13 protein-coding genes are annotated in these 15,176 nt (G+C 42.1%); 11 read left to right on the top strand and 2 right to left on the bottom strand.

The annotated features are described in order from the left end of the window. Window positions 1–46 precede the first annotated feature (46 nt). On the bottom strand, window positions 47–1,147 hold the full coding sequence (locus XEN7305_RS10480) for a pentapeptide repeat-containing protein (RefSeq protein ID WP_006509387.1): 1,101 nt from the start codon (window positions 1,145–1,147) through the stop codon (window positions 47–49). Between the two features lie 169 nt (window positions 1,148–1,316). After that, entirely contained in the window at window positions 1,317–2,057 is a 741-nt protein-coding gene (locus XEN7305_RS10485) for a TVP38/TMEM64 family protein (protein ID WP_006509388.1), read from the bottom strand. A 194-nt stretch (window positions 2,058–2,251) separates the two neighbouring features. Between XEN7305_RS10485 and XEN7305_RS10490 the strand changes: the two genes are divergently transcribed. From XEN7305_RS10490 to XEN7305_RS10540, 11 genes are all read left to right on the top strand, one after another. Continuing rightward, on the top strand, window positions 2,252–3,736 hold the full coding sequence (locus tag XEN7305_RS10490) for a dihydroorotase family protein (protein WP_006509389.1): 1,485 nt from the start codon (window positions 2,252–2,254) through the stop codon (window positions 3,734–3,736). Window positions 3,737–3,804: 68 nt separating this feature from the next. Further along, window positions 3,805–4,107: a hypothetical protein gene (locus XEN7305_RS10495; protein WP_238568962.1), complete on the top strand. Its 303-nt coding sequence runs from the start codon at window positions 3,805–3,807 to the stop codon at window positions 4,105–4,107. A gap of 2 nt (window positions 4,108–4,109) precedes the next feature. After that, a complete protein-coding gene (locus XEN7305_RS10500; RefSeq protein WP_006509391.1) occupies window positions 4,110–5,621 on the top strand; it encodes a SagB/ThcOx family dehydrogenase in 1,512 nt (503 codons plus the stop codon). Between the two features lie 226 nt (window positions 5,622–5,847). Beyond that, on the top strand, window positions 5,848–7,491 hold the full coding sequence (locus XEN7305_RS10505; protein ID WP_006509392.1) for a DUF2079 domain-containing protein: 1,644 nt from the start codon (window positions 5,848–5,850) through the stop codon (window positions 7,489–7,491). A gap of 58 nt (window positions 7,492–7,549) precedes the next feature. Further along, a complete protein-coding gene (locus tag XEN7305_RS10510; RefSeq protein ID WP_006509393.1) occupies window positions 7,550–8,083 on the top strand; it encodes a phycobiliprotein lyase in 534 nt (177 codons plus the stop codon). Window positions 8,084–8,162: 79 nt separating this feature from the next. Continuing rightward, the gene (locus XEN7305_RS10515) at window positions 8,163–9,065 is read left to right on the top strand and encodes a homogentisate phytyltransferase (RefSeq protein WP_006509394.1); all 903 of its coding nucleotides are present in this window, start codon (window positions 8,163–8,165) and stop codon (window positions 9,063–9,065) included. 215 nt (window positions 9,066–9,280) lie between these two features. Further along, window positions 9,281–9,676, top strand: a complete 396-nt coding sequence (locus XEN7305_RS10520) for a hypothetical protein (RefSeq protein ID WP_006509395.1) — start codon at window positions 9,281–9,283, stop codon at window positions 9,674–9,676. Window positions 9,677–9,809: 133 nt separating this feature from the next. Continuing rightward, the gene (locus XEN7305_RS10525) at window positions 9,810–10,922 is read left to right on the top strand and encodes a tocopherol cyclase family protein (RefSeq protein ID WP_006509396.1); all 1,113 of its coding nucleotides are present in this window, start codon (window positions 9,810–9,812) and stop codon (window positions 10,920–10,922) included. Between the two features lie 114 nt (window positions 10,923–11,036). Continuing rightward, the gene (gene hisG, locus XEN7305_RS10530; protein WP_006509397.1) at window positions 11,037–11,669 is read left to right on the top strand and encodes an ATP phosphoribosyltransferase; all 633 of its coding nucleotides are present in this window, start codon (window positions 11,037–11,039) and stop codon (window positions 11,667–11,669) included. A 106-nt stretch (window positions 11,670–11,775) separates the two neighbouring features. Continuing rightward, window positions 11,776–13,497 (top strand): GTPase HflX, encoded by a 1,722-nt coding sequence (gene hflX / locus XEN7305_RS10535; protein ID WP_006509398.1) that lies wholly within the window; start codon window positions 11,776–11,778, stop codon window positions 13,495–13,497. Between the two features lie 340 nt (window positions 13,498–13,837). Continuing rightward, window positions 13,838–14,881 (top strand): fatty acid desaturase, encoded by a 1,044-nt coding sequence (locus tag XEN7305_RS10540; RefSeq protein ID WP_006509399.1) that lies wholly within the window; start codon window positions 13,838–13,840, stop codon window positions 14,879–14,881. Window positions 14,882–15,176 lie beyond the last annotated feature (295 nt).

Raw genomic sequence — 15,176 nt, forward strand, 5'->3', positions numbered from 1 at the left:
ACTGATAACTGATAACTGATAACTGATAACTGTTAACTGATAACTGTTAACTGATTTCAACGGCTTGCCCTTGTTCTAGGATTAGTTTAATGTCCTCAGAAAGACCTGTATTTTTACCGAATTTAGCACCTGTAAATTTAGCTAGTTTAAAGCTAGCATTACTCAAATTAGCTTCTTGTAAATTGGCATGGGTGAGGTTGGCACCAATTAAATTTGCGATCGCTAAACTGGCACGATATAAATTGGCATGAGTTAGATCGGCATTTTCTAAATAAGCACCACTGAGATCCGCACCACCTAAATTGGCGTGACGAAGATTAGTTTCACTGAGATCAGCATCATTTAAGATCACTCCTCGGAGATTGGTCTTTTGGAGATTCGCTCCATTTAAGTCAATGCCAGCAAGGTTAGCAGCTAAAAGATTGCCTCCTGCCAAATCAGTCTTCAAATCTAGCTTTGCCAATTCAGCCAGTTCGGAGATTTGCTCTGTTTTAGCGATATAAATTTGTTCAATTAGGTATTTCAGCGTTTCTTGATCCTGCAAACTAATTTCCTTTGGTTGCTCTTTGTCCCAACTATCTTGTGCTTCGACATCAGAAGAACCCAATTGAACCCAACTTAGGGAAGATGGCAGTTGATTTTTGCAGCAGAAAAAAACGATCGCCCTTTCGAGCACTCCATGTTTGTTGGGGCTAAGATCATGTAGCCATAAATCTTCTGCCTCTGCTAACGAAACATCTGCGGGGCAAATCTGCCAAGTTGCCTTGATGTTGAAGGGTTGAGCAAGGATCTTAACTGTTCCAAGCTTGATGCGTTGCAGAGAATCTGCCAGTAGCAATTTCGCTGACTCTAGGGTAAATGTCCAATTATTGGTGGCCTCAGAAGATTCAGAGTCAATACCAAAGTAATCATCTAACTGAGGATTAATTTGATGCAGTTCGCTATTTTCTAGCCTCAGTTGTAGTTGACCAGCTTGCAAAGCCAACTTGATACGACCATCTAATAGAGAATACCATTGCTGATTAAAATTGAGGCTCAAGTAAAGATCAAATTGTTGGTTGTCGGCTGTGCTAGAAGGAAGAGAAATTGCTTCTAAGGCCATTGAAAATAAATCTGGATATAGGTTTTGGGACTTTAGCAACTGCATGATTCCAACTACGACGACTCGGTGTTACAAGATATCTTTCTAAGATTGTAGAGCTTATTCTTGAGTTTTCACGATAATTTTCACGACTCGGAAATCTATGACCTTAAGTATGTCTATCATGGCTAGACTTATTGTTTTTGAAATTTCCCTAATACCTAACACCCAATACCTAAAACCCTCTTCCAGTGTTCTTTTTCTTGGCCAGCAACGGAATAATTGAAAGTATTGTCAATAAAGCCAAAGCGAGAAAAAAAGGTTTAGGGTCTTCGCCCAATAAGGCTGATTGGCCAGTTGTTCCCAGCCAAGTATAGATGACAGTGCCAGGGATGATGCCAATAAAAGTGGCAATAGTGTAGGTAACCCAGTTAAGAGGAGTTAAGCCAAATAGGAAATTAACTACATTAAAAGGAGAAATCGGAGCAAAGCGAATTGCTAAAGTAAAGGCGATCGGTTTATCGAGAACTGCTTGGTTAAATATCTTCAAGCCTTTATGACGGGCAAATTTATTGGCGATATAATCTCGAAATAAGTACCTAGCGACCCAAAATGCCCCTAGAGCACCTAATGTAGCTCCGATCGCAGACCATAAAGTGCCCCACAATAAACCGAAAACAGGCCCGCCAACTATCGTGAGAATTGTTCCAGGGATGCCGATCGCAGTTAGGAAAATATAAATCCCCAGAAAGGTGAAAATTACACAATTAGAACAAGAATTATTACTAAAATAATCAATCAGGAATGCTTGATTAAATAAGGCTTTAGCTGGGCCAATAGTGCATAACAAGACTAGAGAAATCAGTGCGATCGCAATTCCCCAGCGAGGATTTAGCAAAATGCCTAATTTGCCTTTACTTTTATCTTGGTCAGTAGATTTAGATTTTTTCTTGAGATAGAGTTTTTTGGTTTTCACAATAGCGATCTAAAAGCCTAAGCAAAATGAATGACTGGGCTTCGCCCTTGAGGAAAGACGGCAGAGGGCAGAGGGAACAATTCTAACCAAACACAACTTGATCCTTTCCGAAGTATATAGAGTTCGCGGAATAATTGCCAGAAGGAAAATTCACGCTAAAGTTAGACCTGTAATCAGTTTTGTCGGAGGGCATGATGCCTGAAGCTATAGTTCTAGACAAAGTAATAAAAAACCTGCGAGTGGTTCGTCCTAACCAGCAATCTGTTGAGCGACTAGATCTCGGAATTAAAGATGGCAAATTCGTTCAGATTGCCCCAGAAATTGACGCAAAACTAGCCAAGGAGGTATTTGATGCCCAAAATAGGCTAGGATTTCCCGGCCTTGTCGATGCCCATATGCATATTGGCATTTACCAATCTCTTGAGAAGGATGCTGTCACCGAAAGTAGAGCCGCTGCCATGGGCGGGGTGACCACTAGCCTCAACTATATTCGGACAGGACAATATTACCTCAACAAAGGTGGTTCCTATAAGAAGTTTTTTCCTGAAGTACTAGCCCTATCAGAAGGTAACTTTCATGTTGACTACGGTTTCCATATCGCACCGATCGCCTCAGAGCACATAGAAGAGATGCCCTGGCTGTTTGAAGAACATGGGGTTTCATCTTTTAAGATTTTTATGTTTTACGGGGGCTACGGCTTACATGGGCTGTCGGATCAACAGAATCTCTTTTTGATGATTAATAAAGAAGAGCGCTATGACTTTGCCCATTTTGAATTTATTATGCGCGGGTTGACCCAACTGCGGGAAACTCACCCCGAAGCTCAGGATTATCTGAGCTTGAGTCTTCATTGTGAAGTTGCCGAGATTCTGAGTGCCTATACCAAAATTGTCGAAGGCGATCGCAGTTTAACCGGACTCAAAGCCTATAGTGCGGCTCGGCCTCCCCATTCAGAGGGTCTAGCGATCGCGATCGCCTCCTATCTCGCCCATGAAACCAATTGTGTCAATATTAATCTGCTACATCTAAGTTCCCGCAAAGCAATAGAATCTGCTCTAATTATGAAAACAGCATTTCCCCATATCAATTTTAGGCGGGAAGTCACAGTTGGACATTTATTACTAGATGTCGATGCTCCAACCGGGAAATGGGCCAAAGTCAACCCGCCAATTCGTCCCCGTGAAGATGTGGAATATTTATGGCAAGCAGTCTTAGATGGTCAGATCAACTGGATTGTTAGCGATCATGCCTGCTGTTCGGCGGCCAAGAAAGCTAGTCGGCAAGATCCGGAGAATATCTGGCTAGCAAAATCGGGATTTGGGGGTACAGAATATCTGCTTTCGGGGGTATTTAGCGAAGGTAGCAAACGAGGGATGTCCTACAATCAGATGGCAGAATTGCTCTGTTGGAATCCCGCCCAGCGTTTTGGTTTATCCACCAAAGGCGATATTGACCTTGGTTACGACGCCGATTTAGTGATTTTAGATCCCAATGAAACCTTTGTCGTTCAAGCTGCCGAATCCCAATCCCAACAGGGGTACACTCCTTTTGAGGGTATGGAATTGACCGGCAAAGTCAAAACTACCTTCTTGCGCGGTAATTTAATTTACGACCAAGGACAAATTATTGCTGGGCCTCAAGGTCGTTATTTGAACCGTAGACGGGGAGCAGATAAATAAAAAATTCCCAACAATTCAGGGAGACATCGGGACGCGGAAATGGGAAGATAAAAAAACCTACTCTTTAGATGATGAGGTCACAATTGCCAACAGCAAATACCATCAAGACCCATGTAACTTGTCCTCAACTACCCTTGACAGTATATCGGGAAGTAGCAGCTCATTTACGGCAGGTAGTCGGGGTGAAAACGGGATTGATTGTCCGATCTTCCGATTCGGGCTCCGAAAAATTTGATTATACTCAAAGTCAAATTGCGGCTTTATGGTTGGAATATCCCCAAAATATTGATAACCAACAAAAAAAACGCCTTGACGAGATTTTGGATTATTACGGACAACGCTATCGTCCCTGGGAAACGATTACGGATTAATCATGGATTCTATCGCCTATCACTATCACCAAAGAACTAAATACGATCCTGAAACCATTGCCAATAAAGGAAAAGCCTTGGATTGGTCAAAACAACCTGCTCCCTATAAAGAGTATAAAATTGGTCATAGTTTCGATCTCAAACCCTATCTGTCTCAAGAAAAAGATAGAGAAGCCCAACCCTATGACGAAGAATGGTTGAGATTATCTTTGTTCCTCCTCTGTAGTTATGGCTTGACAGCTCAATTTCAGACCATCTATGGCGACCCTATTTATTTGAGAGCTGCGCCCTCAGCTGGGGGTTTATATCCTGCGGAAGTCTATCTAATTTCTCGGGGGACAAATTGGTTACCGGCTGGGTTATATAACTATCAAGTTGCCACTCATTCTCTCATTCATTTTTGGGAAAATACTGTTTGGTCCGAGTTGCAAGCGGCTTGTTTCAAGCATCCTGTATTGAAAGAAAATCAACTTGCCTTGGTCACCACTGCGGTGTTTGAGCGCTCGGCATGGCGCTATGAAGATCGAGCCTATCGAAGAGTATTTCTGGATACGGGGCATTTACTCGGTAATATTGAATTGGCCGCTGCCTCTAATAACTATAAAGCTCATTGTATTGGTGGTTTTTGCGATGAAGAAATTAATGATCTCCTGTATTTAGATGGTCATACGGAATCTGCGATCGCAGTTGTCTCTTTACTCGATACCAATAAAACTTCCGCTACCGATTTTACGGCCCCCACAGCTTTACCCTCAGCAACTGTCACCGAATATCCTGAAATTGCCGATGGACAATTACTCCATTATTTACATCAAAAAACCAACATTGATACCGAACCTACGAAAATAGATGCTGCGAGGGAAACTCCATCATTAGAAGACAAATATAATTTTCCTTTTTGCAGCAAAATTGCAACCATCACCGAAAATACTATCGATTGGGGAGAGCAACTCTCAGAATTAGAAAATACGATTCTCCAAAGGCGTTCTACTCGCAGTTATACAGGGGAAGATTTAACCTTAGAGGAACTAAAATCACTTCTGAATTTTACCTATCAACCTCAAGATTATGTCGCCCAGGGTTTGGATGGGGAGCCCGATTATTTTGCTCTCGATTTGGTGGAAACTTTTATCGCCGTTTCAGGAGTTCAGGACTTGGAGGCAGGTTGTTATTACTATGCACCGCAGGCCCAAGAGTTGCGACAAATTCGGTTTAAAAATTTCCGTCGCGAATTGCATTATCTCTGCTTGGGTCAAGAACTCGGAAAAGATGCCGCGGCCGTTATTTTTCACACTGCGGATTTGACTAAAGCGATCGCAAAATACGGCGATCGCGCCTATCGTTATCTTCATCTGGATGCTGGTCATTTGGGACAAAGATTAAATCTGGCGGCAATCCGCTTAAAACTTGGAGTTAGTGGCATTGGAGGATTCTTCGATGATCGAGTCAATCAAGTCTTAGATATTCCCCAAGAAGAAGCAGTGATTTATCTGACCACTCTGGGACGACCTTAGACATTTTAATTATGAAGGTTACATTTTATTAAAAATTAGGGCTTATAAGGATTAGATACAGGCTCATAGTCAGCAGAACACACCAACAAAGGTTGAAGAATATCAAACATGTGAGTTTTGAGCTGGTAAACTTGCGAAAAGTAATCGTTGGCTTATTATCTAAGTCGTGTCTGATCAATATTTGAGGGATTACACTGTTTCCCAAGACCCAATCTCTAATCTCTAAATGGTATCGCTAAAATTAACTAAACAACAAGGTTTACGAGCAGTCGCGATCGCGGCCACAGTTTTCTTTATCTGTACTCTCACCCTGACTCTGCATCGGCATTTCACTTTTTACTCTTCCTACGATCAGGGAATTTTTAATCAGGTTTTTTGGAATGGTACTCAGGGAAATTTTTTCCAAAGCACGCTCTCTTCCCAGCTTTCGACGAATATCGTCCATGGTGGGGAAGTTCCCAATGTTAGTTACCATCGCCTCGGACAGCATTTCACCCCGGCATTGCTGTTATGGTTGCCTATTTATTATCTATTTCCCCATCCTGCTACCTTAACTGTGTTCCAGGTAACATTTGTCACCGCCGCAGGATTAGTGCTTTATGCTTTGGCTCGGGTATACCTCGAACCTGCGATCGCATTTTTAATTTCCCTCAGTTTCTACGGTGCCAACGCGATCGTCGGCCCCACATTATCCAATTTCCACGATATCTCCCAAATTCCCCTATTTATGTTTAGTTTGCTCCTAGCAATGGAGAAACGCTGGTGGTGGCTCTTTTGGTTGTTGGCAATTTGTATTCTTGCAGTCAGAGAAGATAGTGGCATCGCACTATTTGGGGTGGGAGTTTATTTAGTTGCTAGCCGTCGTTATCCTCGGATCGGCTTGATGGTTTGTAGCCTCAGTTTTCTCTATATTGTGGCCTTGACCAATCTTATTATGCCCTTATTTTCTGATGATATTTCCAAACGCTTTATGTTAGAAAGGTTTGGGCAATATGCAGAAGGCAATGAAGCTTCGACTCTCGATATTCTCTGGGGCATGCTGACCAACCCAAAACTGTTAATTATCGAATTATTTACCCCTTTTAGCGAAACCATCAGATATTTTTTGGGTCAATGGTTGCCCTTGGCCTTTGTGCCGATCTTTGCACCTGCATCTTGGGTGATCGCGGGGTTTCCGTTACTCAAATTGTTAGTGGGGCAAGGAAAATCTGTCTTGGCGATTTCGATTCGCTATGCCATGAATATTACTCCTGGCTTATTTTACGGTGCAATTTTGTGGTGGGCAGGGCAAGGATTTAGGAATTTTCATCGTCCCCTAGAAGATTGCCAACCGAGAAAGCTCAAACCCAAGTTTCGTAATTTTTGGGTCTTTTGTATTTGCTTATCCTTAATCTTTACTATCACCTCCAACCCTAGTCGGACGCTATATTTTCTGATTCCTGACTCGATACAACCGAGAGTTTATGTTTCCTTGCCGGAGCAATGGCAAAGAGTACCGCAAATTCGTTCTATATTAAAGCAAATACCTGATGACGCTAGTGTGTCTGCCACAACTTACCTCATACCTCATCTTTCGGGTCGTCGAGAAATTATTCGCCTTAGTGCCTTGGAATTTAGAAGCGATCGCGATCGCATAGAAACTGTAGAATACATTGTGGCCGATCTTTGGCGTTTACAACGCTATCAAACCGCATTTAAATTTGATCGCCGTCATTTAGCTGCGATCGCAGAAATGATTGATACTGTAACTAGTCAAGGTAGTTATGGCATCACCGATTTTAACAATGGGATTATTTTGCTGCAAAAAGGAGTTGACTCTAATCCCTCAGCAATGCAAGGCTGGCAAGAATTTAGAAGTCTTTTGTCGTAGGTGGTTTTCTGATTTAATGATAAGCAGTGGCAATGCAAAATAGTTTAATTTTATAAGTATGGATATAAAAGAATTTATTGATCTCTGCGCAGGTAACTGGTTTAGTCAACGCACTGATTATCAAGTCGAAACGGAAAAAACCGAAAGCAATAAAGCAGATCTTAGTATTACGCTAATTGCCACTAATGATGCTAAAGTTAGTCAGCTTTGCCTCCAAAACCGCATCGATTCGCAACTGAGTTTAGGTGGCTTACAACATAGTTGGGCTAGTTCGGGAGATTGGGGCAAACCGAAGCAGCAAGGTTCTTCTATGGTAGTGATCATCCCTGACCCAGAAAATCCTCAAACGGGAAAAATCATTTCTAATGCTGCTAACCAGAATTTACTGGGAACCTATGTCTTCGGTAACGACTCTGCTTTAACTCTCATTTTTGAAACTAAAGATAAATCCATTGAAGAAAGGATCTGGTTTGCCAGCGATAATCTTCGCTTACGGACGGCTATAACCAAAAATGAAGATGGCACAATGAGTACTTTATTCTATTCGGAAATCAGAAAAGCACCACCGAAAAAAGAAGAGGCCACTAATTAGGCTTTAAACCCTCTGCCCTCTGCCCTCTGCCCTCTGCCTTTCCCTAACTTGTAAATGTTGTATCTCAACAGAATTTAGTATGACTTGGGTATCTAGTTTCTGGAAATTTTCTCGCCCTCATACGATTATTGGCACTAGTCTCAGTGTCTGGGCTTTATATCTAATTTCGCTGGCCACTATTAACAATGGCAGCTTTTCCGAGGGCGATTTAATCACGATCGCGATCGCTTGGCTGGTTTGTCTTTGTGGCAATGTTTACATTGTGGGCTTGAACCAATTAACTGATGTAGAAATTGATCGCATCAATAAACCCGAACTTCCTTTAGCTTCCGGTGCATTTTCTCTTGCCCAAGGCCGTTGGATTATTGGCATTACAGGTTTTGTCGCGATCGCAGTTGCGGCATTATCTGGTCGCTGGTTATTCGCGACTGTAGCCCTAAGTCTCTTACTCGGCACAGTCTATTCTTTACCCCCACTAAGATTAAAGCAATTTCCTCTGTTGGCTGCCTTTTGTATTTTGACAGTGCGGGGAATTGTGGTTAATTTAGGGCTATTTTTGCATTTTAGTCAGAAATTTTTAGGCCAAGAAATTATCACGGCTAATGTTTGGACTTTGACGCTATTTATTCTGCTTTTTACCATCGCGATCGCAATTTTCAAAGATGTTCCCGATCTCGAAGGTGACAAAAAATATAATATTTCAACATTTACCCTGATTCTCGGCAAATCAACAGTGTTTAATATTTCTCGCAGTGTCATTACTCTTTGTTATTTAGGCATGATTGCTGCGGGGATCTTGTGGCTCAATCGCCTTAATGCTGGATTTTTTATTGGATATCATCTAGTGCTTTTAGTATTGCTATGGTGGCGTAGTTGGTCCGTAGATCTCGAACAAAAAAGTGCGATCGCAAGTTTTTATCAATTCATCTGGAAACTCTTTTTCTTAGAATATTTGCTTTTTCCCCTAGCCTGTTTTTTATAAATAAAAGAAATATTAAGTTTTTTTATCCTCACAAGTTACTCAAATTGTCGAGCTATTTTTCCTGTGAAAGATTTTACGATGGCAAGAAATCATCAAATCTTAAAAGAAGGGATAAAGTTTTCTCACTTTTGCTGGGGATTTATGCCTGAAAATAAATTAAGTATAAGATCTTATTTTTCAATTTTACACTGCAAATTTGAACTCAATTATGAATAATGAATACTGAAAAGTCCGAAAAATCCCATGACAATCATGACTATCACTGTTGCTTCTGTCATCATTTCCAACTGGAAGGATATCGCTGGGGTTATTGCACATTACTCAACTCATATGTAAAAGGCAATATAGATGCTTGCCAGGCTTCGATTCCGCCCTTCAAGACAACAGATGTTCAAACCAAGATTAAGGAGAAAGCAGAAGGCAGCACTACAGAGTTGGCTAGCGCTTCAGAGCAAAAAGAACCCCTGAAAGATATCACCATTCGGAGACGAGGTGAAGCTAGTGTTTTAGTGGAAGCCGCTTCGGATAAAGGCAGAAGGCCCACTTGCGAAGAAGGGGATGTCGATCCTTTGTTAAGACCATTCTGCTTAAGCAAGAAGAGGAGAAGTTAAGCCCTAAGCTTTCAGCTATTAAATTCAATAAATCAAATATTTTTTTACAAGCATCAAGTTTGCTGTTCCCCATTCCCCAGCACGTAGCGCTATGTTTTAATTATTCTGGACTAATGTTTTTTACTGGCAGATTTTGCAAACACAACCAAGGCTACAAACACCCCATAGTGGCTATCACTGGAATGGTATAACCAAAAGCTATTTTGAAGGATGGTATTTCCGGGTTACCCTGCCCGAAATTGCTCAAACCTTTGCCTTTATGTATTCGATAGAAGACCCCATTGGCAGACAAGCCAATAGTGGGGGGGCAGTGCAAATTTTGGGCATTGACGAAGCGTATCTAAGTCGTACATTTCCGGATGTACAACAGTTTTGGGCAAGTCGCAACTCTCTAGAATTAAAACATTGGAAAAACCCCGAAAATAATCAGCCAGCAAAATCCTCATCCCCCATCCCTCATCCCTCATCCCTTATCCCTTATCCCTCATCCCTCATCCCTCATCCCTCATCCTTTAATGAGGGTTATCAAGTAACAGCTAATTTAAATCAAGGCTGTATTTACGATCCTCGTAATCAGCAATATTGCCGCTGGGAATATCAAATTCAACCCTTATATGGCTGGGGAAATCCCAATCTGACGCAACAAGCAACGGCGGGGTGGCTATCCTATTTACCCGTATTCGATCCGGGATGGCAAATTTTGATGGCTCACGGTTTAGCAACGGGCTGGATCGAATGGCAAGGCACAAAATACCAATTTACCGAAGCGCCCGCCTATAGCGAGAAAAATTGGGGAACTTCTTTTCCCAAAAAATGGTTTTGGATCAACTGTAATAGTTTTACCGATCAATATAACTTAGCATTAACCGCAGCAGGCGGAGTTCGACAGGTCTTATGGGGAGAAGAATCAGTCGGGATGATTGGGATTCATTTCCAAGGATATTTTGTGGAGTTTGTCCCCGAGAATTCGCAAATCACCTGGCAGGTGAAACCCTGGGGGGAATGGCTGATGCAGGCAACTAAGGAAGATTTGGTGGTTACTCTCATTGGCACAACTGATTTACCGGGAACTTATGTTCGCACCCCCACAGCTCAAGGTTTAGTTCTCAATTGTCGGGATACAACGCAGGGAAAATTGTTATTAAAGTTGCAATATAAGGGGAAAACGATTGTCGAAGCGAATAGTTCTTTGGCGGGTTTAGAGGTTGGTGGGGCACCTTGGCATGAAACATTTTCCCAAGACTAGACGGGCGTTAGGTTTTAGGTTTTAGGTTTTAGGTTGAAAAGAGTCATAACCCCTGATCGTGATAATATCGCCCTTGGTATTAATTGCTAAACTTATTTTCTATTCTAATTTTCTATGATTACGATCGCGTTACCAAAAGGCGCACTACTCAAAGACTCCATCGATTTATTCAAAAAAGCTGGTTTAGATTTTAGCTTGTTTCTCGATAAGAGCAATCGCCAATTACAAATCACTGATCCGACCAATACGGCTCAAGCACTACTGGTGAGAGCACAGGATGTTCCCGTTTATGTCGAATATGGTCAAGCTCAAATCGGCATCGTCGGTTACGATGTCCTGCGAGAAAAAAAACCTAAGGTGGCAAATCTAACTGATTTAAAATTTGGTTATTGTCGAATGTCGGTTGCTGTCCCTAAATCTAGTACTTATCGGCGATCGCAGGAACTCCCGCCCCACGGAAAAGTTGCTTCAAAATTTGTCAATTGTGCCGAAGAACATTTTCGTCAGCTCGATCTCCCGGTAGAAATTGTCCCCCTATATGGTTCGGTGGAGCTAGGCCCAATTACTGGCATGTCTGAGGCGATCGTCGATTTGGTTTCCACTGGCAAAACTCTTAAAGAAAATGGCCTCATAGAAATTGATGTTCTCTATGAAAGCACCGCTAGATTAGTTGCTCACCCCTTAAGTTATCGTCTCAATAGAGATAACCTAGATGATCTAGTTAGTAAACTAAACAATCTCGTCTGAAAATTTACCTAACACCCAACACCTAAAACCTAAAACCCAAAACCTAACCCCTAAAGTCTAAAACCTAAAACCTAACCCCTAACACCTTTCTAATCCCACGTTAGAATTGTTCAATAGGAGAATTGAGAGTAAACTTATCGAAACTATTTACGGTACCTATAAAGGACTAAAAAAGAATCAGATCAAACAACTCAAAAAGCTTTATCATCAAAAGCTACCGGTAGATCGTCTGACCACTGCGGATTTTGCTCAGCGTTTAGCGGCGATCGCGACAGAGGTTGGGCAGCCAGTATGTACTTATTTTAACCGTCGTGGCCAAGTAATCAGAGTGGGAGTGGGCACCCCGAATGAAACCAAAATTCCGCCCCTAGAATTACCCCGTTATGGTGCGGAAAGACTATGCGGTATTCGCTGCATTGCCACACAACTAGACGATCATCCGCCCAAAGAGTCAAGCTTAACAGCCATGATTCGACAAAGATTAGATGCCCTGGTTGTCTTAACTCTCACAGGAGAGGGAAAGGAGAGAAGAGGGGGAGGGGCGACAGGATATATTCGAGATACCTATCTCGCTCATTTGTTACCGCAAACAGATTTGGACTTGGATACTCAGGAATATTGGTCTATATCTGAGCCGATGAGTTTAGAATTTCTTAGTAGCCAAGATTTTCTTGATCTAGTTGAAGGCTTAGAAGCAGAATTTGAACGGGAATATGTGGCCCAAGAAGTGGAAGAAGGTCACGATCGCGTGATTCTTGTGGGCTTACATACCGACAAAACGACTAATGCAGAGCTAGAGGAAAGTTTGGCCGAATTAGCCAGATTAGTAGATACCGCAGGAGGTGTAGTTTTACAGACTATTTCTCAAAAGCGAGCGCGTCCCCATCCTCAAACAGTAGTCGGCGCAGGAAAAGTCCAGGAAATTGCCCTCAGAATTCAAACTACAGGAGCCAATCTAGTAGTCTTCGATCGCGATCTTTCTCCGGCCCAAGGCCGCAACCTCGAAAGTCAATTTGGTATCAGAGTAGTAGACCGCACAGAAGTCATTTTAGATATTTTTGCCCAGCGAGCTCAATCGCGCGCGGGGAAATTGCAAGTAGAACTAGCACAACTCGAATACATGTTGCCCCGACTAGTGGGGCGAGGACAAGCCATGTCTCGTCTGGGGGGTGGAATTGGCACCAGAGGGCCAGGAGAAACTAAGCTAGAAACTGAACGCCGTAGTATTCAAAAGAAAATTACCCATTTACAGCGAGATGTAAATGAATTGCAAGCACATCGCTCTCGGTTGCGGAAACAGCGCCAGAAGCAGGATATTGCCACAGTTGCGATCGTGGGCTACACCAATGCGGGCAAATCTACCTTGATTAATGCTTTAACCAACTCTGATGTTTATGCAGCCGATCGCCTCTTTGCCACGCTAGATCCGACAACTCGTCGCCTAGCAATTCCCGACCCTGTAACAGGAAAACCTTGTAATATTTTGCTAACAGATACGGTAGGATTCATTCAGGAGTTGCCACCTTCCCTTGTCGATGCCTTTCGTGCCACTTTAGAAGAGGTTACAGAAGCTGACACTTTGCTTCATGTTGTAGATTTATCCCATCCTTCTTGGCAAAACCAAATTCGTTCGGTGATGAAGATTTTGCAGGAGATGCCCCTCGCAGTGGGCCCCATGTTGCTGGTGTTTAATAAATTAGATCAAGTTGATAGTGAAACCCTTGCCAAAGCGCAAGAAGAATATCCTTTAGCTTTATTCATTGCCGCGAAAGAGCGCCTGGGGTTAGCAACTTTGCGGGAAAAACTTCGAGAATTAATCACGAATTGAGGGAAAAGGTTTTGGGGATTAGGTTTTAGGTAGATTTACGTAGCTTTAAAGAGACTTTAATTATTGCTTTATTTAAGACTGTTTTTCCTAGGTTAAGACCCCAATTTGTGATATAACAATGAAGGTTTGCTCAAGTTAAGGTTTATTTCATGGTAACTTTAGTTTGACTTCCTCCAGAGCTTTATAGCCTGTTTTTTTTGCCAATAGCCAATAGTCTAGTGCCGCATTCTAAGCTTGTCTTTGGACATAATCCCTAGATTTCAAAAAGCTCATAGCTATTAAATAAAATAATCGCCAAGAGCGATTTTAACATCCACCTACAGTTTCTGAATCACTTTTTATGATTGCACCAGCACCGATCACCGATCGCCCGACCTTAGATCCCAGTCTTAAAATTAGGGATATTCTTGATACCTTGCCCAAAGAGGTGTTTGTCAAAAATCCTCGAAAAGCTTGGCTTAAAGTATTTGTTAATGTAGCTTGTGTTGTCTTGGGCTATTGGGCAGTAGCAGTCTCTCCTTGGTATCTATTGCCCATCGCGTGGATTTTCTTGGGCACAAACTTAATTGGTTTGTTCGTTCTCGGCCATGATTGTGGTCATCGCTCTTTTTCTAATCAGATTTGGGTTAATGATTTAGTCGGTCATATTATGTTCTTGCCTCTCATTTACCCTTTTCATGCTTGGCGCATCATGCATAATCACCATCATAAACATACCAATAAACTAGAGGAAGATAATACCTGGACTCCTTTCTCCGCAGAAGAGTATGAGCAGCTTTCTCCAGCATATAAATGGTGGTACCAAAGAATGCGCGGTAAATTTTGGTGGCTAGGATCTGTGGCTCATTGGGCTGTTTTACATTTTGATTGGAGACGATTCACGGGCAAACAAAGAGAACAAGTTCGTTTTTCTGTGTTGCTAGTTGTTTTCACCGCAGCAGTCGGATTTCCTTTGATATTAATCAACTTTGGAATTTGGGGTTTTGTTAAATTCTACATAGTCCCCTGGTTGATCTACCATTTCTGGATGAGCACTTTTACCATTGTTCACCATACTTTGCCTTCTATTCCTTTTACTCACAAAGAGCAATGGCATGAAGCTGCTGCCCAATTATGTGGCACAGTTCATTGTAAATATCCTTGGTGGGTGGAGTTTTTCTGTCATGATATTAATGTTCATATTCCCCATCACCTAACCACTGCAATTCCTTGGTACAACTTGCGTCTAGCTCACAAAAGCATCAAGGCAAATTGGGGCGAATATATTCACGAACGTAAGTTTTCCTGGCCTTTAATTGTGGAAATCTGCGATCATTGTCATTTATATAATCAACAAAGCAATTATCAAAGTTTTGCCGATCATTCCCGCTCAAATTTCAACTAGTGCCGCTGCGCGGAAGTAATAAGTAATGAGTAATAAGTCTTGATACATCAGCTTTTTGCCCTTCGTTGATAGATAGCTTATTTACGCCCGCGTCCACTAGCCATGAGCAATTAGATTAAGACCTAGGAGTTGCAATGTAAGACTTCTAGGTTTTTTATTGGAAAAACCGAAGACCCAGAAGAAGTTAAACGAACTCTCAGGAAAATTTCATCTCTATTCTTTATAAATGGAGACATTGCGAGGCAACAAGCCGAAAACTGAACTATTGGGGAAGAATCACTAACTTTCTCGAAAT

The sequence above is a fragment of the Xenococcus sp. PCC 7305 genome (assembly GCF_000332055.1).
Lineage (GTDB): Bacteria > Cyanobacteriota > Cyanobacteriia > Cyanobacteriales > Xenococcaceae > Xenococcus.

Coding starts and splice junctions, on each gene's coding strand:
- XEN7305_RS10480 (WP_006509387.1), bottom strand. CDS start 1,147: ATGCAGTTGCTAAAGTCCCAAAACCTATATCCAGATTTATTTTCAATG.
- XEN7305_RS10490 (WP_006509389.1), top strand. CDS start 2,252: ATGCCTGAAGCTATAGTTCTAGACAAAGTAATAAAAAACCTGCGAGTG.
- XEN7305_RS10495 (WP_238568962.1), top strand. CDS start 3,805: ATGATGAGGTCACAATTGCCAACAGCAAATACCATCAAGACCCATGTA.
- XEN7305_RS10500 (WP_006509391.1), top strand. CDS start 4,110: ATGGATTCTATCGCCTATCACTATCACCAAAGAACTAAATACGATCCT.
- XEN7305_RS10505 (WP_006509392.1), top strand. CDS start 5,848: ATGGTATCGCTAAAATTAACTAAACAACAAGGTTTACGAGCAGTCGCG.
- XEN7305_RS10510 (WP_006509393.1), top strand. CDS start 7,550: ATGGATATAAAAGAATTTATTGATCTCTGCGCAGGTAACTGGTTTAGT.
- XEN7305_RS10515 (WP_006509394.1), top strand. CDS start 8,163: ATGACTTGGGTATCTAGTTTCTGGAAATTTTCTCGCCCTCATACGATT.
- XEN7305_RS10520 (WP_006509395.1), top strand. CDS start 9,281: ATGAATACTGAAAAGTCCGAAAAATCCCATGACAATCATGACTATCAC.
- hisG (WP_006509397.1), top strand. CDS start 11,037: ATGATTACGATCGCGTTACCAAAAGGCGCACTACTCAAAGACTCCATC.
- XEN7305_RS10540 (WP_006509399.1), top strand. CDS start 13,838: ATGATTGCACCAGCACCGATCACCGATCGCCCGACCTTAGATCCCAGT.